This is a genomic window from Burkholderia sp. LA-2-3-30-S1-D2 (assembly GCF_001523915.2).
Lineage (GTDB): Bacteria > Pseudomonadota > Gammaproteobacteria > Burkholderiales > Burkholderiaceae > Burkholderia > Burkholderia diffusa.
The window spans coordinates 2,667,205-2,691,806 of sequence record NZ_CP013384.1 but is presented as its reverse complement, the minus strand read 5'-3'; the positions used below and the strand labels follow the sequence as shown (position 1 = coordinate 2,691,806).

The following is a 24,602-nucleotide window of genomic DNA, read 5'->3' as shown; positions in this document are numbered from 1 at the left end:
AGCTCACGCCGGCCGCATCACCATCGGCGCAGCCGGGTTGCCGACCACTGTTGTATTCGGCGGCACGTCCTTGGTCACGACGGCGCCCATGCCGATTACCGCGCCCTTGCCGATCGTCAGCGGTTTATCGGGCGTTCCCTGCTTCAGCACTGCACCGGTGCCGATATAGGCATCGTCTTCGATCACGATCCGGCCGTTACAGGCGACGCGCGGCGCGAACGTGACGAAATCACCGATCACGCAGTCGTGAGCAACGTAACTGTAGATATTGCACTGGAAATGCCGGCCGATTCGAATATCCGACGTGCACATCGTAAAATCGCAGAAGACGGCACCTTCGCCGACTTCGACGTTATCGAGCGATACATGTGTGCCGGCTGACAGCGAACCGAACGCGAGGCTTTCGCTTTCGCAGCGCTGGGCCAGTGCACGTCGGGCGGCAGATGAACCGAGCGACACGACGACCGCACGATCGCGGTGTCCCGGCGAGATGAGCGCATCGAAGGAAATGACTTCAACGCCATTCTGGACGGTGCCGATTTCCGACGGCGTGTCGGAGACGAAGACGATCCCGGATGCCGAGCCGACACCGGCTCGGGCCAGATGTTGTCGTGCCAGCGGCAGAATCTCGCGCCCGAACCCGCCGCATCCGTAAATAGCGATTCGCTTCATCATTCACTCCGGTCTGAATGGGGGGCAGTCTAACGGTAGAGGCGCACGGCGGACAACCTCATCATGAGGGGCGCGGCCCCCGGCTGGCGCGGTGCATGGGGCTTCTTCGGCCGTCGGTTACTTCCTCGTAAACGGCCGCATGATCGCCCGCAGCAGCGGGCCGAGCACCGGAATCCTGTGCAGGCTCAGATACGCACGATAGACGATGAAAATGCGCGCGCGCTGAAACGCGACCCACTGGTTCGCGTATTGCCGCAGTTCGACCGACTCGCTTCTGAGGACGTCGGCTTCGCGTGCATGGACGAGCAGCTTCGCCCGTGCATCCGCGAGTTCGCGCCTCAATCGACGCAGTTCTTCCTGGTTTTCCGCGGATGAAGCGATTTGGCCGGCGGGCGCTTGAGCAGGCGGGTGGGATTCTTGATGGGAGGCATTCATACCGAATATCCGCTGAATGTTTGCGACGTACTGTGCGTCGCCATGCTTTTCGTGAACGTAATCGGACGCACGCTTCGACAGCGCTCTGAGCAGATCGGGTTGGGCGTACAGGTGCTCAATGGCTTCGCGATACGCGTCAACGGCTTCGTCGAGGTCGTTCGATGCCTCGATGAGGAGGCCGGTCTCGCCGTCGAGCACGGCTTCGCCGATACCGCCGATGTTCGGCGCGATGACCGGGAGCCCGGAGCCCATCGCTTCGAGAATGACGTTCGGCAATCCGTCGAACCACGACGTATAGACGAGCGCGTCGTACTCATGCAGCGGAAGATCCGCAAACGCCGAAAACGGCCCCTTGTAACTTGCACCGGCCAGGTCGATTTCGAACCCCGGCGTGATGCCGCCGTACAGGTCGAGCGTGATGTCGGTGCCGCTCTGCGCGAAGTATTTCGACAGCGCGACGGCCAGTTGCGGCCGCTTCTGGCCATCCAGCCGCGACGCCCACAGCAGGCGGCGACGCGGTGTCGCGTGGAGCGTCGGTTCCTTGACGCCGTGCAGCAGCGCGGGGAGGTTGTTCCAACAGGACGCGCTGGCGCCGAAGATGAATTCGTCGTCGACGACCGTCTGTCCATTGTCGGTGACGATCCGCGTGATGTGCTGGATATTGTTCGTCAGGAACTCGACCGCGCCGCCCGAGATGATCGAGACGTCGTCTTCGTAGACACGCGTGTCGCAGAACCGGTAGTACGTGACGTCGCGTCCGCTGAACTGTGCGAAATGGCGGCTCAGCATGCGATGCGAAAACACGCACGCGCGAATATGCAGCCGGGCGTCCGGTGCCGCGGCGCGAATCAGGCGTGCGGTGATGCGATCGCGCTGGCGATCGTCGAGCTTCTTGCCGAGCATCGCGACGTCGATGAAGATCGCCGCGTCGGGCAGCCGCGATAGCCATGCGTGCTTCTCCATCGGCTCGCCGGACAGCACGAGGATGCGCTTCGACGCGCCGCATGCCAGCAGGCCGTTCATCACGTCGAGAATGTAGCGCTCCGCGCCGCCGGCGGGCAGGAAAGGGATCAGGAACACGTCCGTGATCTGGCGGGCGTCGCGAATGGCCTCGCACATTTCGTAGTAGACCGCGGACGGTTCGGGCGTCGACCACATCGCGCTCGTCTGGTTGCCGTGCCGCAGCGACAGCGTGTCGACGGCCGGGTCGATCCGGTTGGCTGCCTCGGTCATGTCCGACAGCAGCCGGCTGCCGAGAAACTTCTGCTTGAGGTCGTACCATGGCGGCAGCATGCGTTCGCCGGCGCGATACGCACGATAGTCGTCCGCGAACACGCGCACGTAAACGGCAGGGTCGAACAGGTTGGTATCCGGCGTTTCGAGCTCGACGCTCTGGTTACGCGCGGCAGCCATGATGCTCTGCTGGCGCTGGCGATAGTAAAGAACGGTGTCGGGGATATAGTGCGCCTTCATCCCGAGTGCGATCGCACACGAATTGAAGTGCCAGTCCTCGAATGCGTGGCCGCGTTGCGTGTCGCAATGAACGTACTTGAGGCGATCGAACGTCGATCGATGGAAGAACACGCGCGACACGTACGGATGGATGTCGGCAAGCAGGAACGGCATCAGGTCCGCTTCGCCGTATTCGGTAATGAAGTACATCGAACCGAATGCGATCAGGTACTGCGGGAACAGCAGCGCATCGTTGCCATACTGCTTGGCGGCGGCCAGCGCTTCGACGAAGAAGTTGAACGATACGAGATCGTCGGCATCGGCCGTGGCGAAATATTCGCCTTGCGCGATCTCGCAGCCGGAGTTTCTGCTCAGACCAAGCGAGCGGTTCGACACCTCGATCGTCTGGACTCCGTCGAAACTGGAAAGGTCAGCCGACGCGATGACGGATCGGGTCGCTTCGTTCGGGTTATCAAGGACGACGACAATTTCCAGGGTGATACCGCGGGCTCTTGCGAAGTCTGCCGCTTCAGCCAGGGACCGGAGCGTCCGGTTGATGATGCCGCCCTCATTGTGAGCGTTGAGAATCACCGAAATATCAAACATAAGGTGCTGCCGGGATGCGTATCGAGGTGTCGCATTATATACAGAAGCATTTGGCGTTTCGGCGCCGGCCGAAGCCTTTCGGAGCGTAGCCGCGTGCCCCTTCCTTGCGGCCCTTTTTCCGGCCGGAACGCCCGTGGAGCGCGTTGCCACGGCATAATTGCTACAAATGGCAATCCCGGTTGCGCGCACAGGCATGGCTGCGCACACTGGCCAATGCACCTCCGCGTCAAACGTTAACGATAGTCAGCACGTGACATCTCATCCGCAAGCATCCTCTCGCTCATCGCATTCCGTCGATGAAGTCTTGTCGATTTCCATCGTGACGTACCACCCAGACGAGGCGCTCCTCGCCCGTACGTTTTCCAGTCTCCGCGCGGCTTGCGCGCGCCTTCAGGCCGTGCGCAACGGCAGCGCGATTAGCCTGTGCGTGGTCGATAACGGCGGCATGCCGGACCTCGCGGCGGAGCTCGCCGCGTTCGGGCAGGCAGGCATCGGGTACCGCGTGCTGTCCGGTCACGGCAACGTCGGCTACGGGCGCGGGCACAACCTCGCGATCGAAGCGGCGCGCAGCCGCTATCACCTGATCTTGAACCCCGATATCGACCTCGAGGCGGATGCGCTCGTGCAGGCGCTCGATTTTCTCGATACGCATCCCGAAGCAGGCTTGCTGACGCCGTGCATCGGCGACGATTCGGGCCGAATCCAGTATCTGTGCCGCCGCTATCCTGCGCTGGTGGATCTCCTCGTCAGGGGCTTCCTGCCGTCGGCCCTGCGCCCGCCGTTCGAGCGTCGGCTGGCCAGCTACGAGATGCGCGATCGCATCAACGAAACGGACGTCGTGTGGGATCCGCCGATCGTCAGCGGCTGCTTCATGCTGTTCCGTACCGATGTGCTCGCGCGCCTGCAGGGCTTCGATCCGCGCTATTTCCTGTACTTCGAGGATTACGACCTCAGCTTGCGTACCGGCAAGTGCGCGCGCATCGTCTACGTGCCGCTGGCGCGCGTGATCCACCACGGCGGCGGCGCGTCCCGCAAGGGTTCCGCGCACATCCGCATGTTCGCGGCGTCGGCGTTCAAGTTCTACAACCGCTTCGGCTGGAGGCTCTGGTGACCCGCATCGTCGTGACGGGCGCGAACGGTTTCGTCGGTCGCTCGGTCTGCCGGCTGGCGCTCTCGGCAGGGCATACGGTCACGGCGCTGGTGCGCCGTCCCGGCAGGTGCGTCGACGGGGTTCGCGAATGGGTGCACGACGCGCCGGATTTCGCTGGCCTCGCGGACGCGTGGCCGGCCGATCTCGACGCCGACTGCGTGATCCATCTGGCCGCGCGTGTTCACGTGATGCGCGACGAGTCGCCCGATCCGGATGCCGCGTTCGAGGCGACCAACGTCGCGGGGACGCTGCGCGTGGCCGAGGCGGCGCGTATGCACGGCGCCCGCCGCTTCGTGTTTGCCAGCAGCATCAAGGCGGTCGGCGAGGGCGATCGCGGCGTGCCGCTCGCGGAAGACGTCGCACCCGCGCCGCAGGATCCATACGGGCGTTCGAAATGGCGCGCGGAACAGGCGCTTGCGCAATTGGGGTTGTGCGCCGGTATCGATGTGGTCGTCGTCCGTCCGCCGCTCGTCTACGGCCCCGGCGTGCGCGCGAACTTCCTGCGGATGATGGACGCCGTGTCGCGAGGGCTGCCGCTCCCGCTGGGCGCGATCGCGGCGCGTCGCAGCCTCGTCTATGTCGACAATCTCGCGGATGCGCTGCTGCGCTGCGCGATCGATCCACGCGCGGCCGGCGAATGCTTCCACGTCGCCGACGACGATGCGCCATCGGTCACGGGCCTGTTGCGCCTGATCGGCGACGCACTCGGCAAGCCGGCCCGCCTGATCGCGGTCCCGTCCACCGTGCTGCGCGCGCTCGGTACGTTGACCGGCCGACGCGCGGCAATCGACCGCCTGACCGGTAGCCTTCAGCTCGATACAGGCCGGATCACGCGCGTGCTCGGCTGGCATCCGCCTTATACGACACGACAGGGCCTCGAAGCGACTGCCGCATGGTATCGTTCGCGCGATACACAACAATAGCCGACATGCATTTCCCGATATCCACGTGGCCAGAAGCGGCCGCGGTGGCGCTGGCCGCTGCCATCGCATCGACGGCCATCCTGCGCGTGCTCCTCGTGAGCGGTCTCGCGTGGCGCCTTGCCACCGACATTCCGAACGACCGTTCGCTCCATACGCTGCCGACTCCGCGTGTCGGCGGATGGGGCATCGTACCGGTCTGCGTCGTTGCGTTGCTCGCGCTGGCGCCGCACTTGTGGCTGATCGCCATCGCTGCCGCCGGACTCGCCGCGATGTCCCAGATCGACGACCGGCGCGGGCTGCCTGCCCGCGTGCGGTTCTCGGCGCACCTTGCGGCGGTCGTCGCGCTGATCGTCGTGTCTCCGGCCGACGCGCCGTGGTGGATGCTGGTCGGCGTCGGCTTCGTGATGGTCTGGCTGACGAACCTGTACAACTTCATGGACGGCGCCGACGGCCTCGCGGGCGGCATGGCGCTGTTCGGCTTTGGCGCGTACGCGATCGCGGCGCTTATCGGCCCGATGCCGTCGCCAGATCTAGTCGTGGCCGGCGCAGCTGTCGCCGGCGCCGCGCTCGGCTTTCTACTGCTGAATTTCCATCCGGCCCGGCTGTTCCTTGGCGATGCCGGCTCGATCCCGCTGGGATTTCTGGCCGGCGCGCTTGGCTACTGGGGCTGGAGCGAAGGCGCGTGGCCGATCTGGTTTCCGGCGCTCGTGTTTGCGCCCTTTATTGCCGACGCATCTGTAACACTTTTGAGACGCCTGTTACGTGGCGAAAAGTTCTGGCAGGCCCACCGGGAGCATTATTATCAGAGAATGGTCCGGGCAGGGGTAGGTCACCGCCGGACTGCTCTTTATTGGTACCTCATCATGCTCGCAGGCATAATCGTCGCCGTTTGGGCAAAGGGACGCCCTGAACTGCAGCAGTGGTTGTCGTTCTTCGCGTGGTACGGCGTCCTGGCATGTATCGGATTGGTGATCGACATGCGTTGGCGCCGGTATCAATCGGCCGCCGAAAATAACTCTTGAGGTTTCCCGCCGATGTTGCGATCCAAAGCATCGTGGCTTTCGCTGAGCGCTTTCCTGTTTGATCTCACGGCGGTCACCGCCGCGTGGCTGTTCGCCTATCTCGTCCGATTCAACGGGAGTGTTCCACCTGATTTCCTCGGTGGTGCGCTAACGGCGCTTGTCTGGGTATTGCCGGTCTATGCGTTGATGTTCCATGCGTTCGGCTTGTACCGCGGGCTGTGGGTATTCGCGAGCCTCCCTGACCTTGTGCGCATCTCGAAGGCGGTGAGCGGCGGCGGCGTGGTCGTGATGATCGGCGCCGTGATGTTCCAGCCGTCGCCGATCATCCCGCGCTCGGTGTTGCTCGTGTCGCCGCTTATGCTGTTCCTCGCGATGGGCGGCGCCCGCGCGCTGTACCGAGCAACGAAGGAGTTCTACCTGTACGGCGGGCTGGTCGGGCAGGGCAAGCCTGTGCTCGTGCTCGGCGCCGGCACGGCCGGCGCGAGCCTCGCGCGCGAACTGTCGCGTTCGGGGGAATGGCGTCTGGTGGGCCTCCTCGACGACGATCCGACCAAGCAGGGGCGCGAGATCTACGGCTACAAGGTGCTCGGCTCGTTCAACGACCTGAAGCACTGGACCGATGCGATGAAGGTCGAATACGCGATCATCGCGATTCCGTCGGCATCCGTTGAAACACAGCGCCGCGTTGCGACATTGTGCGTGCGCGCCGGCGTGAAGGCGATGGTGCTGCCGTCGCTGACCGCGCTGATGCCAGGGCAGGGGTTCCTGTCCCAGGTACGGAACATCGACCTCGAGGACTTGCTCGGACGCGATGCCGTGACGATCGACACGCCGCACGTCGAGGCGCTGCTGCGCGGCCGCGTCGTGATGGTAACCGGCGCGGGCGGTTCGATCGGTTCCGAGCTGTGCCGGCAGATCCTCCGCTTCAAGCCGGCGCAACTGGTTGCGTTCGATCTCTCCGAATATGCGATGTATCGACTCGCCGAAGAATTGCGGGAACGCTTCCCCGACCAGCCGGTGATACCGATCATCGGCGACGCAAAGGATTCGCTGCTGCTCGACCAGGTGATGTCGCGCTACGCCCCGCATATCGTGTTCCATGCGGCGGCGTACAAGCACGTGCCGCTGATGGAAGAGCACAACGCATGGCAGGCGCTGCGCAACAACGTGCTGGGTACTTACCGCGTCGCGCGTTCGGCGATCCGCCACGACGTGCGCCATTTCGTACTTATCTCGACCGACAAGGCCGTCAATCCGACCAACGTGATGGGTGCGAGCAAGCGTCTCGCCGAGATGGCCTGCCAAGCGCTGCAACAGACGAGCGCGCGCACGCAGTTCGAGACGGTGCGTTTCGGCAACGTACTCGGTAGCGCAGGTAGCGTGATTCCGAAGTTCCAGCAGCAGATCGCGAAGGGCGGCCCGGTGACGGTAACCCATCCGGAGATCACGCGCTTTTTCATGACCATTCCGGAGGCGTCGCAACTCGTGCTGCAAGCGTCGAGCATGGGGCGCGGCGGCGAGATTTTCATCCTCGACATGGGTGAGCCGGTCAAGATCGTCGATCTCGCGCGCGATTTGATTCGCTTGTACGGATTCTCGGAAGGGCAGATCCGGATCGAATTCACGGGACTGCGGCCAGGCGAGAAGCTCTACGAGGAACTGCTCGCGGACGACGAGACCACCACGCGCACGCCGCATCCGAAACTACGGATCGCACGTGCGCGGGAAGTGCCGGACCATCTGCTCGACGAGTTGTTGCCGTGGCTGATGCAGCACCGCGTGCTCACCGATGACGAAGTGCGGCGCGATCTCCGGCGCTGGGTGCCTGAATATCAGACGGCTGTGGCGCCGGTGTTGCAGAGTGTGCCAAGGCGTGTGGTGTCGGGTGAATCGGCTTGATGAGCCTATCCGAACCTTTGTGTGTGAGGCATAAACTGACGGCCAAGGAGCCACTTTTATGCCACGCAAACGCAAGGAAGAAGTAACGATTGAGCCGGGCAAGGGCTTGAACCTGGACCCGGAACTGATCAAGCAACTGGTGCCCGGGACGCTGGACCGGGCGACGATCAACGAGCAGCTTGCTGCGCTCAAGAAGGCGATCTTCGAGCGCGCACTGGGCGGCGAGTTGGCCCACCACCTCGGCTACGAGAAGGGCGAAGCCAAGCCGGCCGGCAGCACGAACCATCGCAACGGCACCAGCCGCAAGCGCATCGCGACCGATGACGACCTGCTCGACGTCGAGATTCCGCGCGACCGCGCAGGCACCTTCGATCCGGTGCTGATCGCCAAGGGCGAGCGACGCTTCACCGGCTTCGACGACAAGATCATCGCGATGTACGCACGCGGCATGAGCGTGCGGGAGATTCAGGGCTTCCTGCAGGAGATGTACAGCATCGAAGTGTCGCCGGACTTCATCAGCACGGTCACTGACGCGGTGATCGACGAAGTGCGTGAGTGGCAGCAGCGGCCGCTCGAGCCGATGTACCCGGTCGTGTTCTTCGACGCCTTGCGCGTCAAGATCCGCGACGAAGGCGTGGTGCGCAACAAGGCGATCTATCTGGCGCTGGGCGTGCGCCGCGACGGCACGCGGGACGTTCTGGGCCTCTGGATCGAGCAGACCGAGGGGGCCAAGTTCTGGCTGCGGGTGGTGAACGACCTGAAGCTGCGTGGCGTGCAGGACATCCTGATTGCCGTGGTCGACGGCCTGAAGGGCTTCCCGGAAGCGATCAATACGGTGTTCCCGGAAACGACGGTCCAGACCTGCATCGTGCATCTGATCCGGAACTCGCTGGACTTCGCCAGCTGGAAAGACCGGAAATCGGTCGCAGCGGCGCTCAAGGAGGTCTATCGGGCACCGTCGGCCGAAGCGGCCGCCGTGGCGCTGGATGCATTCGACGCGAGCCCGTGGGGTACGAAATACCCACCGATTGCCGCCCTCTGGCGCCGGGCTTGGGATCAGGTGATTCCGTTCTATGCCTTCGCGCCGGACATCCGGAAAATTGTATATACGACCAACGCCATCGAGTCGCTGCACATGCAGCTTCGGAAGATCATCAAGGCGCGCGGCCACTTCCCGTCGGACGAGGCCGCACTCAAGCTGATCTGGCTGGCCCTGCGAAACGTCGTTGCCAAGTGGACCGGCTCCCGGCACGATTGGAAGAGCGCGATGACCCAGTTTGCGCTGCTTTACCCGGAGCGATTCAACATCGGAATCTGAGTCTTAACCCGCCTCACACACAAGATTCCGGATACCTCCCATCCGGGGGCAGCAACTTACGTACAAGACGATGGTAACGTCGTGATCTATGCGCAAGTGCCGCACTGGAGTACCAACACTGCCGGAAGCTAGCGCTCTGTGGTTGACCGCGGCCAGCAGTAACACGCTGGCCGCCACCCCTCAATGCCCGCGCTTTTCCTTCCTCACCACCATCCACCTCGGCGCCCTGAACCTGACGATGCTGATATACAGCCAAACATAGGTCAGCGCGAACAGCACCACGAACGCGAACAGGTGCACCGTGTGCCGCCAGAACAGCGTTGCCGGAATCACCGCGACGAGGCACAGCAGCCACAGATACGGCGACGTCAGCGAATTCCGGCGCGTGAGGTCATGCGCATGCTTCGTCCCGACGGCCCATCGCATCAGCCGCTTGTACACGAGCATGTGCAGGTGCACGCCGTCCGGAATCCCCGGCGACATCCCGCGGATGAACTTCTTCCGGTAGATCGAGAAGCAGGTCTCGAAGATCGGATACATGAACAGCAGTACCGGGTACCACGCCGACACCTCGTGATTGCGCATCACCAGCATGATCGCGAGCTCGGCGAGCATGAAGCCGATGAAATACGCGCCGCCGTCGCCGAGGAAGATCAGGCCGGCCGGGAAATTCCACAGGAAGAAGCCGAGCACGGCGCCCATCATGATGATCGATGCGGACATCACGACCGGGTCGTTGACGTGGAATGCGACGTAGGCGAGCGACGCGAACATCATGAAGCTGACCATCGACGCGAGGCCGTTGAAGCCGTCGATGATGTTGATCGCGTTGGCCAGTGCCGCGACGGCGAGCACCGTGATGAACGCCGAAATGGCCACGTAGTGGAGCAGGAAGTCGAGCGGCGGCACGCTGATGCGCGTGACCGCGATGTTCAGCAGCCAGAACGCCAGCGCGGCCGCGCCCATCGTGCACAGCAGCCGCGCGCGCGGCGACACGCGCTTGGTCAGGTCCTCGACGAGCCCGGACAGGAACGCCGGCAGCCCGCAGGCCACGATGCCGAGAATGCTGCCGGCGATCGTCGGATAGCGCCGTGTCAGGAGCAGCGCGGCAATGACGACGCCGGCGAGGATCCCGATGCCCCCGACGCGCGGCACCGGCCGCACGTGGAATTTCTGCACGCCGGCCAGGTCGCTGTCGATCGAGAATTTCTCGTGCAGATGCGCATAGCGCACGATGAACAGGGTGACGAGCAGGGAGACGATGAAGCCGGATGCGAAGCTGAGCATGGGATCGCTCGAAAAATGGACAGCGGATTATACAAAACCGCGGGGGTTCCCCTCCTGCCATTTCCAGTGGTCGGCGCACATCTCCTCGATCCCGAGCGTCGCGCGCCAGCCGATCAGGTCGGCGGCGGCCTGCGGATTCGCGTAGCACTCGGCGATGTCGCCGGGGCGGCGCGCGACGAGTTCGTACGGCACTGGGCGGCCCGATGCCTTCTCGAACGCGCGCACGACCTCCAGCACGCTGTAGCCCTGGCCCGTGCCGAGGTTGACGACGAAGCTCGCATCGCGCTTCGCGAGCGCGTCGAGCGCGGCGATGTGCCCCTTCGCGAGATCGACGACGTGGATGTAGTCGCGCACGCCGGTGCCGTCCGGCGTCGGGTAGTCGGAGCCGAACACGCGCAGCTTCTCGAGCTTGCCGACCGCCACCTGCGCGACGTACGGCATCAGGTTGTTCGGGATGCCGGCCGGATCCTCGCCGATCAGCCCGCTCGCATGCGCGCCGACCGGGTTGAAGTAGCGCAGCGTCGCGATGCGCCACGACGGGTCCGATACCTCGAGATCGCGAAGGATCTGCTCGGCGATCAGCTTCGACTGGCCGTATGGGTTGGTCGCGGACAGCGGGAACGACTCGTCGATCGGCGAGCGCTCCGGCACGCCGTATACGGTTGCAGATGAACTGAACACGAATTGCTTGACATTCCGCTCGCGCATGACCTTCAGGACCGTCAGCAAGCCGCCGAGGTTGTTCTGGTAATACTCGAGTGGCTTCTCCACCGATTCGCCGACCGCCTTGAGCGCCGCGAAATGGATCGTGGCGGTGATCGGATGCGCGTCGAAGACTTTCATGAGCGCGGCTTCGTCACACACGTCGACCTGATGGAATGCCGGTGTCTTGCCGGTGATGCGTTCGATCCGGCGCACGGATTCGGCCTTGCTGTTGACGAGGTTGTCGACGATTACGACGTCATAGCCACTGTCGAGCAGCTCGACGGTTGTGTGCGAACCGATGTAACCCGCACCGCCGGTGACGAGGATGGTGCCTTTAGCGCTCATTGCTCATGTGCTCCTTCAGAATGTGATGCCTGTCAACGTATGAATGGTACGCCTGTAGCGATCGACGACTGTCTGCTCGTCGAATTCGGCTGCAACCTTGAGTCGACCGCGTGCACCCATTGCCGTGCGTCCTTCCGGCTGCAACGCGATCATGCGGATCAGCTGCTCGGCGAGGCTCGCGCTGTCGCGCACGCGGCACAGGAAGCCCGTTTCGCCATCGGCCACGACGTCGCGGCAGCCCGGCACGTCGGTCGCGACGATCGGGCGGCCCATCGCGGACGCTTCCATCAGCGTGCGCGGCACGCCCTCGCGGTACGACGGCAGCACGACGCAGTCGGCCGCCGCGATGTGCGGGCGTACGTCGTGCGCTTCGCCGAGATACTCGACGACGCCTTCGTCGACCCACGCGTCGACGTCCGCGCGGCCGATCGCGCTCGGATTGTCGACGCCGAGCGGCCCGAGCAACTGGAAGCGCGCGTCCGGGTAGCGGGCCCGCACGACGCGCGCGGCCTCGACATATTCGCGCACGCCCTTGTCCCACAGCAGCCGGCCGATCAGGATGAACACCGGGCCACGGCCGGCGGGCAGCGGAACCGGTGCGAACTGTTCGAGGTCGACGCCTTCGCCGTGCAGCAGACGCGCCCGGTCGGGGTGCGCAAGCAGTTGCTCGTCGGTGAAGGTCGCGAGGTCGTCGCGATTCAGGAACCAGACTTCACGCGGAAAGCGGAACGCGAACCGGTACAGGCGCTTCGCGACACTGGCCGCGCGGCTTTTCTGGATGAACACGTAGCCGAGGCCTGTCGTGACCGCGATCGACGGCACGCGCGCGAGCCACGCCGCGATCGACCCGTAGATGTTCGGCTTGATCGTGTAATGGAACACGAGATCGGGCTTGAGCGCGCGGTAATGGCGCACCAGCGCGGCAAGCGTGCCGAGATCCTCGCGCGGGCTCGTGCCTTTCGACGCGACGGCGAGCGCGACGTAGCGGCAGCCCATCTGCTCGAGCAGCGGCACCGTGCGGTCGTGCGGCGCGATCACGATGACCTCGGCGCCGCGCGCGACGAGCGCACGGATCAGCCCGTGGCGGTACGTGTAGATCGCCCAGGCCGTGTTGCAGACGAGCGCGATGCGCAGCGAGGAGGTAGCGGACATGAAAAAAAGAAAAAATAAAGCGTCGAAAATGCCGGATGCGGGCTAGGCGGACGGGCGCGCCGCGAACAGCGTCCGCTTGATCCGCTGCAACGTACGGTACGGCGTCACGAAATGCAGCAGGTTCTTGGCGAGGCCGGCCCAGTCGTACGGGTTCAGAGCGTTGAAGTGTCGCAGCAGCAGCGAGAGCGTCGATATCAGCTGGCGGCGGCGCTTGGTCGCGCTGATCCCGCCCTCGTTGAGCTCGTAATAGAGGCCGAGCTCGGGCAGGTTCGCGCAATCGTAGCGTTGCATTAACCGTAAAAAAAGATCGAGATCCTCGGCCGCGCGGTACTTCGCCCGATAGTTGCCGACTTCGCGCACCGCGTCGATGCGCAACATGACCGATGGATGCACGAGTGGCGAGCGCAGGAAGCGCGTGCGGCGCAGCGTGCGCGGATCGGCGGGCGGCGTCAGCATGAAGCGCGGCTCGCCGGCACGCGACACGACCTGCGTCCACATGCCGACGCAGGCCACGCGCGGATGCGCATCGAGATAGGCGCGCTCTTTGGCGAGGCGCTGCGGCGCGGCGAGGTCGCCGGCGTCGATCCGTGCGGCATAGCGGAAGCCGCGCGCCGCGAGCGCGTCGATGCCGGCCTCGAGCGCGCGCTCGATGCCGCCGTTCTGTGGCATGCGCAGCACCTCGACCACGAGGCCGGGCAGGTCGGGCGCCGCGATCGGCGGCGTGCTGCCGTCGTCGACGATCAGCACGTGCACCGGCGCGTCCTCGCGAAACGACGCGAGGGTGCGGACGACGTCGTCGTGGCCGTTGTAGGCCGGCATCAGCACGGCCACGTCGTCGAGCGGGGGCGGGCAAGCGGGAGGCGTCATGGGCGCAGCTTGAGACGAATGTAATAAAAATTAACGGCGGCGGCCGCAACATAGCCGGCCGCCAGCCCGACGAGCGCGCCGTACAGGCCGAGCCGGGGGATCGCGAACACGTTGACGAGCGCGGCGATCGCGAGCGCGAGCACCCATTTCGCCAGCAACACGAATTTTGCTTGATATTTGAGAACGATAAGATTGCCTATCGCCTCGATGCCGGCCGGCACGGACAGCCAGACGGCCCAGCGGAAGATGTCGACCGACGCCTCGTAGCCGCGGCCGAACACCTTGCCGACGATGAGCGGCGCGGCTGCGTCCAGCACCAGCGCGCCGGCCGTCATCAGGCCGGCGGTCATCGCGATCAGCCGGACGATGTTGCGGCGCAGCCGCGCGATGTCCTGCACGCGGTACACGAACGCGGGCGCGATGGTCTGCGCGAGCATCAGTGCGAGCGTGATCCAGTTCTCGTTGAGCTGCTGGGCCGCGGAATAGCGGCCGAGGTCGGCGAACGACACGTGACGCTCGAGCATCAGGCGGTCGAGCTTCAGGAACAGATACATGCAGATCAGGCCGAGCCAGAACACGGTGCCGGCGGTGGCAAAGTGCCTGAACAGCGGTTTGTCGAACGTCCAGCCGAGCGTGCCGCCGTTACGATGGCGGTAGTAGAGCAGCAGCGCGAAGCCGATCGCGGCGGCCTCCAGCGCCCACAGCCATGCGAAGCGGGCCGGGCCGGCGGCCGCGCGGACCAGCAGCCAGACGAGCAGCGCCTTCGCCAGCGCGGTGAGCATGCTGGTCACGAGCTGCGGCTTGCTGTAGGTCATGCTCTGCAGCCACGCGTTGATCACGCCGACGAACGGCTCGCGGAACAGCATCGTGACCGCGAGGCCCGCGAGCATCGCGCCGACGAGCGGGTCGAACGCACCGGCGCCGATTGCGATCCAGGTCGCGACGAGCGCTGCGGCGGACACGCCGATGCGCAGCGCGAATGCGCTGCCGAGCACCGCGCCGAGTTGCGCGGGCGGTCGGTGGACGATGGTCGGAACCAGGATTTCGGCGCCGCACACCCAGGTGAGCGGTGCCAGTACGAGGAGAAGCGTATTCGCATACTGCCATTTGCCGAACACGTCCGGCCCGAAATAACGGGCCAGAAGACCGCTGATCGCGATCGCGACGCCGATCTGCGTGAGCCGCTCGAGCCCCAGCCAGACGAGATTCGCGACGGCCTTCGCGACGTCCGGGTTGCCGAATCGCTTCAGCATGCGGGGCAGCCGCGCGCGCGCGAGGCGGCCGGCAGGGCGCCCGGAGGCGGCAGGGTGGCGGCGGCGGAACGGCTAGGCATTAAAATGGACGGAATCCGCGTCATCAAAACCCGCGATTATAAGTTGGATCGGGGCCGCTCCAGCCGTCCCGTTCCTTGCAGCGCCGGGCCCGCATGTATGATGCCGGGCATGCGCGAAAGGCGGCCAGATTATTTTCCATGCACGCAACCGAGAGAGAATCGATGATCTCCCAATCCATCTTCAAGGCATATGACATTCGCGGTGTGGTCGGCAAGACGCTCGACGCCGACACGGCGCGCGGGATCGGCCGGGCATTCGGCAGCGAAGTGCGCGCACAGGGCGGCGACGCGGTCGTCGTCGCGCGCGACGGCCGCCTGTCGGGGCCCGAGCTCGTCGGCGCACTCGCCGATGGCCTGCGTGCGGCGGGCGTCGACGTCGTCGACGTCGGCATGGTGCCCACGCCGGTCGGCTATTTCGCGGCGAGCGTGCCGCTTCCGCTGAAGGGCGGCGAGCGTCGCGTCGATTCGTGCATCGTCGTCACGGGCAGCCACAACCCGCCCGACTACAACGGCTTCAAGATGGTGCTGCGCGGCGCGGCGATCTACGGCGAGCAGATCCAGGCGCTGTACCGTCGCATCGTCGACGAGCGCTATGAGACGGGCAGCGGCTCGTACGAGGCATTCGACGTCGCCGACCAGTACATCGAGCGCATCGTCGGCGACGTGAAGCTCGCGCGCCCGCTGAAGCTCGTCGTCGACGCCGGCAACGGCGTCGCGGGCCCGCTCGCGACGCGCCTGTTCAAGGCGCTCGGCTGCACGCTCGTCGAGCGCTTCACCGACATCGACGGCACGTTCCCGAACCACCATCCCGATCCGGCGCACCCGGAAAACCTGCAGGACGTGATCCAGGCGCTGAAGGACACCGACGCCGAGCTCGGCTTCGCGTTCGACGGCGACGGCGACCGCCTGGGCGTCGTCACGAAGGACGGCCAGATCATCTATCCGGACCGCCAGTTGATGCTGTTCGCGGAGGAAGTGCTGTCGCGCAACCCGGGCGCGCAGATCATCTACGACGTGAAGTGCACGCGCCATCTCGCGCAGTGGGTGAAGGCGAAGGGCGGCGAGCCGCTGATGTGGAAGACGGGCCATTCGCTGGTCAAGGCGAAGCTGCGCGAGACGGGCGCACCGCTCGCGGGCGAGATGAGCGGCCACGTGTTCTTCAAGGATCGCTGGTACGGCTTCGACGACGGTCTCTACACGGGCGCGCGCCTGCTCGAGATCCTCGCGAAGACGGCCGATCCGAGCGCGGTGCTCAATGCGCTGCCGGATGCGATGAGCACGCCGGAGCTGCAGCTCTGGCTCGACGAAGGCGAGAACTTCCGCCTGATCGAGAAGCTGCAGAAGGAAGCGAAGTTCGACGGCGCCGACGAAGTCGTGACGATCGACGGCCTGCGTGTCGAGTACCCGGACGGCTTCGGCCTCGCGCGTTCGTCGAACACGACGCCGGTCGTCGTGATGCGTTTCGAATCGGAGACGCAGGAAGGGCTCGCGCGCATCCAGGCGGACTTCCGCCGCGTGCTGACGGCCGCGAAGCCGGACGTCAAGCTGCCGTTCTGAGCCTGGGCGGCCTGCGGGCCGCCGGCGCGACGATGGTCGAAGGATCGTCGCGCCATTCCCGAAAAGCGGCGCACGCCGACGGCGTGCGGCCGCTTTTTGCCTGTGTGGTCCCCCGGGCGCGATAAAATCGCGTCTTTATGCCTGTCGCCGGCCGTCCGCCGGCGTTTTTTCAGCGTGCAAAAGATTCTGATCGTGCGCGTGTCGTCGCTGGGCGACGTCGTGCACAACATGCCGGTGATCGCCGATATCCGGCGCCGCCACCCCGACGCGCAGATCGACTGGCTCGTCGAGGAGAGCTTCGTCGACCTCGTGCGGCTCGTCGACGGCGTGCGCGACGTGCTGCCGTTCTCGCTGCGCCGCTGGCGCAAGAAGCCGCTCTCGGGTGCGACGTGGCGCGAGATCCGCGCGTTCCGCAAGCGCCTCGCGGCCGAGCAGTACGACCTCGTGATCGACTGCCAGGGTCTCATCAAGACGGCCTGGGTCGCGAGCTGGGCGCGCGGCCCGCTCGCGGGCCTCGGCAACCGCACCGACGGCGCGGGCTACGAATGGCCGGTGCGCTTCTTCTATCGCAAGCGCGTGCCGATCGCACCGCGCACGCACGTGGTCGAACGTTCGCGCCAGCTGGTCGCGGCCGCGCTGGGCGACCCGGCGCCGACGCCGGCCGATCCCGTCGACTTCGGCCTCGATACGCGTGCGGCGGCGCTCGCGGTCGCGGCGCTCGGCCTGAACCTGCCGGTGCCGTACGTGGTGTTCGTGCATGCGACGTCGCGCGCCGACAAGCAGTGGCCGGACGCCGCCTGGATCGAGCTCGGCCAGGCGCTCGTGCGGCGCGGCGCGTCGCTCGTGCTGCCGTGGGGCAACGACGCGGAGCGCGCGACCAGCGAGCGGCTCGCGAAGGAGTTCGGCGCGGCGGCGATCGTGCCGCCGAAACTGTCGCTGCCGGCCGTCGTCGGCCTGATCGACGGCGCAGCCGCGACGGTCGGGGTTGATACAGGTCTGGTTCACATCGCGGCCGCGCTGAAGCGTCCGACGGTCGAACTGTACAATTTCGCGACGGCCTGGCGCACCGGCGGTTACTGGTCGCCGAACGTCGTCAATCTCGGCACGGCGGGGCAGCCGCCGTCGATCTCGCAGGTGAAGGCGGTGCTCGCGGGCTTCGGTCTGCTGTGATGCCCGTCATGCCTGCCCTGCCCGTCACGCACGCGAACCGATCATGAGCGAATCCCAGATCATCGAAGTCCCGTCCGCCGACTGGAGCGGACACAACCTGTCGGCGCCGCGCGAGCAACTGCTCGCCGCGGTCGAGGAAGGCAAGGTGCTGTATTTCCCGCACCTGCGCTTCGCGATCGAAGGCGGCGAGGAAGCGCTGCTCGATCCGGCGCTCGCCGATCCCAAACGCAAGAACATCAGCCTCGCGCCGAACGGCGGTGCGCTCGCCGGCGTGCTCGGCGACAGCGTCACGCAGTCGGCCGTGCGCGCGCTGGTCGCGCGCTTCCAGCAGCAGGCCGGCACGCTCGTCGACGGCCTCTTTCCCGAATATCGCGGCAAGCTGCGCGTCGCGCCGACGAGCCTGCGGCTGATGCAGGTCGAGACGCGCCAGACGTCGTGGCGCAAGGACGATAGCCGGCTGCACGTCGACGCGTTCCCGTCGCGACCGAACTACGGCGAGCGGATCCTGCGCGTGTTCACGAACGTGAACCCGGCCGGCCAGCCGCGCGTATGGCGCGTCGGCGAGCCGTTCGAGGACGTCGCGAAGCGCTTCCTGCCGAAGATCCGGCCGCAGTTCCCGGGTTCGGCGTGGCTGCTGAACCTGCTGCACGTGACGAAGTCGCCGCGCAGCGCGTACGACCACCTGATGCTGAACCTGCACGACAGCATGAAGGCCGATCTCGACTACCAGAAGACGTGCCCGCAGCAGACGATGCCGTTTCCGCCGGGCAGCGTGTGGATATGTTTCTCGGATCAGACTTCGCACGCTGTGATGTCCGGCCAGTTCATGCTCGAGCAGACCTTCTTCCTGCCGGTCGACGCGATGGTGCGTCGCGAATGCGCGCCGCTCGGGATTCTCGAGCGCCTGCAGGGCAGGGCGCTGGTTTGAGCGCGCACCGCATCCTCCGCGGTGACGGAGTCCGCTCATGCTGAGGGCGATCTATCGCGCGCTGTGGTGGCTCGTCGCACCGATCGCGGTCATCCGGCTCTGCGTGCGCTCGCGCAAGGAGCGCGGCTATCGCGAGCACATCGGCGAGCGCTTCGGCCACGTCGCCGGCCGTTCACCGGACGATCGCGCGCCGCTGATCTGGGTGCATGCTGTGTCGGTCGGCGAGACGCGCGCCGCGCAGCCGCTGATCGACGCGCTGATGCGCGCACGTCCCGACGCGCGCATCCTGCTCACGCACATGACGCCGAGCGGCCGCGCGACCGGCGAGCAGATCTTCGGCGACCGCGTGCTGCGCTGCTACCTGCCGTACGACATGCCGGGTGCGGTGCGGCGCTTCCTGCGCGCATGGCGGCCGACGCTCGGCCTCGTGATGGAAACCGAGGTGTGGCCGACGCTGATCGACGAGTGCCGCCGCGCGGACGTGCCGCTCGTGCTGACCAACGCGCGGATGTCCGCGCGCTCGCATCGGCGCGCGGCGAAGTTCGGCGCGGCGACGCGCGACGTGTTCGGCGGTTTCTCGCGCGTGCTCGCGCAGAGCCCGGCCGACGCGGAGCGGCTGACGTCGCTCGGCGCGCGTAACGTGACGGTGCTGGGCAACCTGAAGTTCGACATGACGACGCCGCCGGAGCTGGCGGCGCGCGGCCACGCATGGCGCGACGCGATCGGCACGCGGCCCGTGTGGGTCGCAGCAAGCACGCGCGAGAACGAAGAGGCGCTGGTGCTGCAGGCATTTGCGGCGATGAAGACGCCCGGTGCGCTGCTGATTCTCGTGCCGCGTCATCCGCAGCGTTTTGCCGAAGTCGAGGCGCTCGTCGTGCGCAACGGATTCAAGTGCGTGCGGCGTTCAGCGTGGGGCGCGGACGCGGCGGCGCGCGCGGCCGGCCGGCCCGCCGCGGCGGAACCGCTGCCGGCCGACGTGACGGTGCTGCTCGGCGATTCGATGGGTGAACTCGGCGCGTACTACGCGGCCAGCGACGTCGCGTTCATCGGCGGCAGCCTGCTGCCCCTCGGCGGGCAGAATCTCATCGAGGCGTGTGCGGTCGGCGTGCCGGTGCTGATCGGCCCGCACGTGTTCAACTTCACGCAGGCGACCGCCGATGCGGTCGCGGCCGGCGCGGCGATGCAGGTCGCGGATCCGCTCGATCTCGCGCATGTGCTCGACGCGCTGTTCGCCGATCACGCGCGCCGTATCGCGATGGGCGCGGCCGGTGCCGCGTTCGCGTCGCGTCATCGCGGCGCGACCGCGCGCTCGGTCGACGTGCTCGCGGCGTTGCTGCCGCCGGTCGAGCGCGGCAGCGGCGCGATGCCCGGCGCAACGGACGCGTCGGAAGCATCCGGCGACTGAGCGGGCGGCGCAAGGCCGCCCCGGGCAGGCGAGGCGGCAGCGGGCCGCCGCGCCGCCGTTCAAACCGTCAACAATCCCTTCTTCTCGATGAACGCGACGACGTCCGCGAGGCCTTCGAGCGCCTTCAGGTTCGTCATCACGTAAGGCCGCTCGCCACGCATCTTCTTCGTGTCCGAGGCCATCACGTCGAGGTTCGCCCCGACGAGCGGCGCGAGATCGGTCTTGTTGATCACGAGCAGGTCGGATTTCGTGATGCCGGGGCCGCCCTTGCGCGGAATCTTCTCGCCGCCGGCGACGTCGATCACGTAGATCGTCAGGTCCGACAACTCGGGGCTGAACGTCGCCGCGAGATTGTCGCCGCCCGACTCGATGAACACGATGTCGGCGTCCGGAAAGCGCGACAGCATCCGGTCGACGGCCTCGAGGTTGATCGACGCATCCTCGCGGATCGCCGTGTGCGGGCAGCCGCCCGTCTCGACGCCCATGATGCGTTCCTCGGGCAGCGCGCCCGCGACCGTCAGCAGGCGCTGGTCTTCCTTCGTATAGATGTCGTTCGTGATCGCGACGAGGTCGTAGCGCTCGCGCATCGCCTTGCACAGCATTTCGAGCAGTGTGGTCTTGCCGGAGCCGACGGGGCCGCCGATGCCGACGCGCAGCGGCGGCAGTTTCTTCGTGCGGCGGGCGGAGGAGGGAGCGGGTGCGTTCATGGTGTGGATCGGGTTCAGGAGCGGAACAGCCGCGAGTACTGGGTTTCGTGCCGCGCGGACAGGATGCCGAGCTGCGGCGCGAACGTGTTGATGGCGTCGGGTGGTGTCGCGAGCGCGCGGCGTACGGCCGCGTCGATCGCGCCGCGCAGCGCGACGATGATGCGCTGGCCCGCGAGCTGGCCGAGCGGCACGGCCTTCAGCGCGGCCGACGTCTGGTTCTCGACCCAGCCGAATGCGTACGCGGCGAGCGTGGCGTCGGCACCGGCGTCGTGCGCGGCGGCCGCGTAGGCGAACGCGGTCGGCAGTGCGACCGGCGACAGCGACGCGAGCGTCGCGCGGCGCGCGGCATCGCCCCATTCGAGCGACGCGCAAAGCTGCGCGAGCGACCAGCCCATCTGCTCGGTCTCACGGCGCAATTCCGCCGATTCGCGGCTCGCGACGAACCATGCGTTCTCGCGCGCGAGCGCGTCGGCGTCGTGCGCCTGCCAGCGCGCGAGCTGGTGCGCGAGGAACGGCAGCTCGCCGTGCGCGAGCACGTCGGTCAGCCCGCTGGCGATCCAGTCGCGCGCGGTGTCGGCGTCGCGGATCAGGTTCGCGTCGAGCGCGGCTTCGAGTCCCTGCGAATAGCTGTACGCACCGATTGGCAGGGCGGGCGACGCGAGATGCAGCAGCGCGACGAGTTCAGTGGTGGTCATGACCGTGGTGGCTGTGCGAGCAGCCCGGACCATGCTGGTGATCGTGATCGTGCGAGTGGCCGTGGTGTTCGCCGAATACCTGCTGCGCGAGCGCGTAATCCTCGGCGAACGTGGCATCGTGCCCATGCTTGTGGCCGCCGCCGTACGCACCGGCTTCCGGCTGGAACGGTGCGCTCGCTTCGTCGACCTGCGTGCCGAGCCGGCGCAGCATGTCGGCAAGCACCGGATCGGCTTCGAGCTTCAGATAGCCATCGCCGATCTCGACCGGCGTGTGACGATTGCCGAGGTGATACGCGGCGCGCATCAGCGTGAGCGGGTCGGCCGCGCGCACGAGCAGCACGGTCTCGGGCGCCGCGGCGATTCGCACGAGGGCGCCGTCGTCGGCGACGAGCACGTCGCCGTCGCGCAGCACGGTGCCGCGCGGCAGCAGGACCGCGACGTCCTCGCCCGTGTCGAGCGTCGCCGCGAGGCGGCTCTTGCAGCGGGCGTCATAGGCGAGCGTGAGCGTCGGCGCACGCGCGACGAGCGACGCGGCGAGTTTCACGTTCGGGGCAATGCGTTTGTCGAGGGTGCGCATGGAGCGAAAACCGGAAATCAGAACAGGAAATAGCGCTGCGCCATCGGCAGCACCGACGCCGGCTCGCAGGTGAGCAACTGGCCGTCGGCGATCACATCGTAGGTTTCGGGATCGACGCTGATCGTCGGACGCCACGCGTTGTGGATCATGTCGGCCTTCGTCACGTTGCGGCAGTTGCGCACCGGCACGATGCGCTTCGCGAGTCCGTAGCGTTCGGCGATGCCGGCATCGGCGGCCATCTGCGACACGAAGGTCAGCGACGTGCGCGCGAGTGCGCCGCCACGCGTGGCGAACATCTCGCGGTAGTGGACCGGCTGCGGCGTCGGGATCGACGCGTTCGGGTCGCCCATCTGCGCGACCGCGATCATCCCGCCCTTCAGGATCATCGATGGCTTGATCCCGAAGAACGCCGGCTCCCACAGCACGAGGTCGGCCCACTTGCCGGGCTCGATCGAACCGACTTCATGCGCGATCCCGTGCGTGATCGCCGGGTTGATCGTGTATTTCGCGACGTAGCGCTTCGCGCGGAAGTTGTCGTTGCGCGCGCCGTCTTCGGGCAGCGCGCCGCGCTGCACCTTCATCTTGTGCGCGGTCTGCCAGGTGCGGATGATCACTTCGCCGACGCGGCCCATCGCCTGCGAATCGGACGACAGCATCGACAGCGCGCCGAGATCGTGCAGGATGTCCTCGGCCGCGATCGTCTCGCGGCGGATCCGCGATTCGGCGAACGCGAGATCCTCGGCGATCGACGGATCGAGGTGATGGCACACCATCAGCATGTCGAGATGCTCGTCGAGCGTGTTGATCGTGTACGGGCGCGTCGGGTTGGTCGACGACGGCAGCACGTTCGCCTCGCCGCACACCTTCAGGATGTCGGGCGCATGGCCGCCGCCCGCGCCTTCGGTGTGATACGTGTGGATCGTGCGGCCCTTGAACGCGGCGACCGTCGATTCGACGAAGCCGGCTTCGTTCAGCGTGTCGGTGTGGATCGCGACCTGCGTGTCGGTGTCGTCGGCGACGGAAAGGCAGTTGTCGATCGCGGCGGGCGTCGTGCCCCAGTCCTCGTGCAGCTTCAGCCCGATCGCGCCGGCTGCGATCTGTTCGACGAGCGGCTGCGGCAGGCTCGCGTTGCCCTTGCCGAGAAAGCCGAGGTTGATCGGCCAGCCGTCGGCGGCCTGCAGCATCCGCTCCATGTGCCACGGGCCCGGCGTGCAGGTCGTCGCATTGGTGCCGGTGGCCGGCCCCGTGCCGCCGCCGAGCATCGTCGTGACGCCCGACGCGAGCGCCTCGTCGATCTGCTGCGGGCTGATGAAGTGAATGTGCGTGTCGATGCCGCCCGCGGTCACGATCAGCCCTTCGCCGGCGATCACTTCGGTCGCGGCGCCGATCGCGATCGTCACGCCCGGCTGGATGTCCGGATTGCCGGCCTTGCCGATCGCCGCGATGCGGCCGTGCTTGATCGCGATGTCGGCCTTCACGATGCCCCAATGATCGAGGATCACCGCGTTCGTGATGACCGTGTCGGGCACGTCGGCGGCCACGCGCTGCGACTGGCCCATGCCGTCGCGGATCACCTTCCCGCCGCCGAATTTCACTTCCTCGCCGTAGGTCGTGAAGTCGCGTTCGATCTCGATCAGCAGTTCGGTATCGGCGAGCCGCACGCGGTCGCCCGTCGTCGGCCCGAACATTTCCGCGTATGCGCGGCGGCTCAAGCGTAATGTCATGTGCTGTTCCTGAAGAGCGGGGCGCGGCTTACAGCGGCCCCATCACCTTGCCCTGAAAACCGTAGACGGCGCGTTCGCCGGCCAGCTCGACCAGCTCGACGGTGCGCGTCTGGCCCGGCTCGAAGCGCACGGCCGTGCCGGCCGCGATGTTGAGCCGGAAGCCGCGCGCGGCCGCGCGGTCGAACGACAGCGCGTCGTTGACTTCGAAGAAGTGGTAGTGCGAGCCGACCTGCACCGGGCGGTCGCCGGTGTTCGCGACGACGAGCGAGCGCGTCGCGCGGCCTGCATTCAGTTCGTGCTCGCCGTCGTCGGTGAGGATTTCGCCGGGGATCATGCGTGCTACCTCGGTCACGGAATCGGGTGGTGGACGGTGACGAGCTTGGTGCCGTCGGGGAAGGTCGCCTCGACCTGGATGTCGGGGATCATCTCCGGCACGCCTTCCATCACGTCGTCGCGCGTGAGCAGTGTCGTGCCGTAGTGCATCACCTCGGCGACGGTCTTGCCGTCGCGCGCGGCTTCCATCAACGCGGCGGTGATGAACGCGACCGCTTCAGGATAGTTGAGCTTCAGCCCGCGCGCGCGGCGGCGCTCGGCCAGCAGCGCCGCCGTGAAGATCAGCAGCTTGTCCTTTTCTCGTGGAGTCAGTTTCATGAAGGCAATCGTTCAGGAAAAC

Annotated in this window: 22 protein-coding genes; 9 read left to right on the top strand and 13 right to left on the bottom strand. The window is 66.4% G+C overall.

Features of this window, described 5'->3' with window-relative positions:
- Nucleotides 1-3: 3 nt before the first annotated feature.
- Both WS66_RS25470 and WS66_RS25465 read right to left on the bottom strand, forming a co-directional pair.
- Nucleotides 4-672, bottom strand: a complete 669-nt coding sequence (locus WS66_RS25470; protein ID WP_059608153.1) for a NeuD/PglB/VioB family sugar acetyltransferase — start codon at nt 670-672, stop codon at nt 4-6.
- 117 nt (nt 673-789) lie between these two features.
- Nucleotides 790-3,165 (bottom strand): glycosyltransferase, encoded by a 2,376-nt coding sequence (locus WS66_RS25465; RefSeq protein WP_236872955.1) that lies wholly within the window; start codon nt 3,163-3,165, stop codon nt 790-792.
- Nucleotides 3,166-3,484: 319 nt separating this feature from the next.
- Here WS66_RS25465 and WS66_RS25460 point away from each other — a divergent pair, with 319 nt between their 5' ends.
- From WS66_RS25460 to WS66_RS25440, 5 genes are read left to right on the top strand one after another with little or no spacing between them, the layout of a single operon-like run.
- Entirely contained in the window at nt 3,485-4,276 is a 792-nt protein-coding gene (locus WS66_RS25460) for a glycosyltransferase family 2 protein (RefSeq protein ID WP_442859296.1), read from the top strand.
- Nucleotides 4,273-5,238 (top strand): UDP-glucose 4-epimerase family protein, encoded by a 966-nt coding sequence (locus WS66_RS25455; RefSeq protein ID WP_059608150.1) that lies wholly within the window; start codon nt 4,273-4,275, stop codon nt 5,236-5,238. The genes WS66_RS25460 and WS66_RS25455 overlap by 4 nt, the downstream gene beginning before the upstream one ends.
- Before the next feature lie 5 nt (nt 5,239-5,243).
- Nucleotides 5,244-6,260 (top strand): MraY family glycosyltransferase, encoded by a 1,017-nt coding sequence (locus tag WS66_RS25450; protein ID WP_059608151.1) that lies wholly within the window; start codon nt 5,244-5,246, stop codon nt 6,258-6,260.
- A 12-nt stretch (nt 6,261-6,272) separates the two neighbouring features.
- Nucleotides 6,273-8,159 (top strand): polysaccharide biosynthesis protein, encoded by a 1,887-nt coding sequence (locus WS66_RS25445; protein WP_059608152.1) that lies wholly within the window; start codon nt 6,273-6,275, stop codon nt 8,157-8,159.
- A gap of 58 nt (nt 8,160-8,217) precedes the next feature.
- Nucleotides 8,218-9,477 carry an IS256 family transposase gene (locus WS66_RS25440; RefSeq protein WP_108064691.1) on the top strand — a complete coding sequence of 420 codons (1,260 nt, stop codon included), beginning with the start codon at nt 8,218-8,220 and terminating at the stop codon, nt 9,475-9,477.
- Nucleotides 9,478-9,657: 180 nt separating this feature from the next.
- Here WS66_RS25440 and WS66_RS25430 read toward each other — a convergent pair whose 3' ends face one another.
- From WS66_RS25430 to WS66_RS25410, 5 genes are read right to left on the bottom strand one after another with little or no spacing between them, the layout of a single operon-like run.
- Nucleotides 9,658-10,764 carry an MraY family glycosyltransferase gene (locus tag WS66_RS25430; protein WP_059605561.1) on the bottom strand — a complete coding sequence of 369 codons (1,107 nt, stop codon included), beginning with the start codon at nt 10,762-10,764 and terminating at the stop codon, nt 9,658-9,660.
- Nucleotides 10,765-10,791: 27 nt separating this feature from the next.
- A complete protein-coding gene (galE, locus tag WS66_RS25425; RefSeq protein ID WP_059605565.1) occupies nt 10,792-11,814 on the bottom strand; it encodes a UDP-glucose 4-epimerase GalE in 1,023 nt (340 codons plus the stop codon).
- A gap of 15 nt (nt 11,815-11,829) precedes the next feature.
- On the bottom strand, nt 11,830-12,966 hold the full coding sequence (locus WS66_RS25420) for a glycosyltransferase family 4 protein (RefSeq protein ID WP_059605568.1): 1,137 nt from the start codon (nt 12,964-12,966) through the stop codon (nt 11,830-11,832).
- A gap of 42 nt (nt 12,967-13,008) precedes the next feature.
- Complete coding sequence (locus WS66_RS25415) at nt 13,009-13,833, bottom strand: glycosyltransferase (protein WP_059605576.1); 825 nt, start codon at nt 13,831-13,833, stop codon at nt 13,009-13,011.
- Nucleotides 13,830-15,086: a lipopolysaccharide biosynthesis protein gene (locus tag WS66_RS25410; protein ID WP_059605579.1), complete on the bottom strand. Its 1,257-nt coding sequence runs from the start codon at nt 15,084-15,086 to the stop codon at nt 13,830-13,832. Before WS66_RS25410 ends, WS66_RS25415 begins: the two co-directional genes overlap by 4 nt.
- A gap of 242 nt (nt 15,087-15,328) precedes the next feature.
- On the opposite strand from WS66_RS25410, the gene WS66_RS25405 reads away from it, so the two are divergent.
- The 4 genes from WS66_RS25405 (at nt 15,329) to waaA (ending at nt 20,226) form a co-directional block, all read left to right on the top strand.
- Entirely contained in the window at nt 15,329-16,723 is a 1,395-nt protein-coding gene (locus WS66_RS25405) for a phosphomannomutase/phosphoglucomutase (RefSeq protein ID WP_059605582.1), read from the top strand.
- A 174-nt stretch (nt 16,724-16,897) separates the two neighbouring features.
- Nucleotides 16,898-17,893 (top strand): lipopolysaccharide heptosyltransferase I, encoded by a 996-nt coding sequence (waaC, locus tag WS66_RS25400; RefSeq protein WP_059605585.1) that lies wholly within the window; start codon nt 16,898-16,900, stop codon nt 17,891-17,893.
- Nucleotides 17,894-17,936: 43 nt separating this feature from the next.
- Nucleotides 17,937-18,821, top strand: a complete 885-nt coding sequence (locus tag WS66_RS25395) for a Kdo hydroxylase family protein (RefSeq protein ID WP_059605588.1) — start codon at nt 17,937-17,939, stop codon at nt 18,819-18,821.
- 37 nt (nt 18,822-18,858) lie between these two features.
- Entirely contained in the window at nt 18,859-20,226 is a 1,368-nt protein-coding gene (waaA, locus tag WS66_RS25390; protein ID WP_059605591.1) for a lipid IV(A) 3-deoxy-D-manno-octulosonic acid transferase, read from the top strand.
- 59 nt (nt 20,227-20,285) lie between these two features.
- Here the strand turns inward: waaA and ureG are convergent, their stop codons facing one another.
- The 6 genes from ureG to ureA are packed head-to-tail and all read right to left on the bottom strand — an operon-like array spanning nt 20,286 to nt 24,580.
- Nucleotides 20,286-20,933 carry an urease accessory protein UreG gene (gene ureG / locus WS66_RS25385; protein WP_059605594.1) on the bottom strand — a complete coding sequence of 216 codons (648 nt, stop codon included), beginning with the start codon at nt 20,931-20,933 and terminating at the stop codon, nt 20,286-20,288.
- 14 nt (nt 20,934-20,947) lie between these two features.
- Nucleotides 20,948-21,628, bottom strand: coding sequence for an urease accessory protein UreF (locus WS66_RS25380; protein ID WP_059605597.1), 681 nt, complete (start codon nt 21,626-21,628; stop codon nt 20,948-20,950).
- On the bottom strand, nt 21,615-22,205 hold the full coding sequence (gene ureE, locus WS66_RS25375) for an urease accessory protein UreE (protein WP_059605599.1): 591 nt from the start codon (nt 22,203-22,205) through the stop codon (nt 21,615-21,617). The genes WS66_RS25380 and ureE overlap by 14 nt, the downstream gene beginning before the upstream one ends.
- Before the next feature lie 17 nt (nt 22,206-22,222).
- Nucleotides 22,223-23,929, bottom strand: a complete 1,707-nt coding sequence (gene ureC / locus WS66_RS25370) for an urease subunit alpha (protein ID WP_059605602.1) — start codon at nt 23,927-23,929, stop codon at nt 22,223-22,225.
- Between the two features lie 28 nt (nt 23,930-23,957).
- Nucleotides 23,958-24,263: an urease subunit beta gene (locus tag WS66_RS25365; protein ID WP_059455900.1), complete on the bottom strand. Its 306-nt coding sequence runs from the start codon at nt 24,261-24,263 to the stop codon at nt 23,958-23,960.
- Between the two features lie 14 nt (nt 24,264-24,277).
- Nucleotides 24,278-24,580, bottom strand: coding sequence for an urease subunit gamma (gene ureA / locus WS66_RS25360; protein WP_006048588.1), 303 nt, complete (start codon nt 24,578-24,580; stop codon nt 24,278-24,280).
- Between the last annotated feature and the right edge of the window lie 22 nt (nt 24,581-24,602).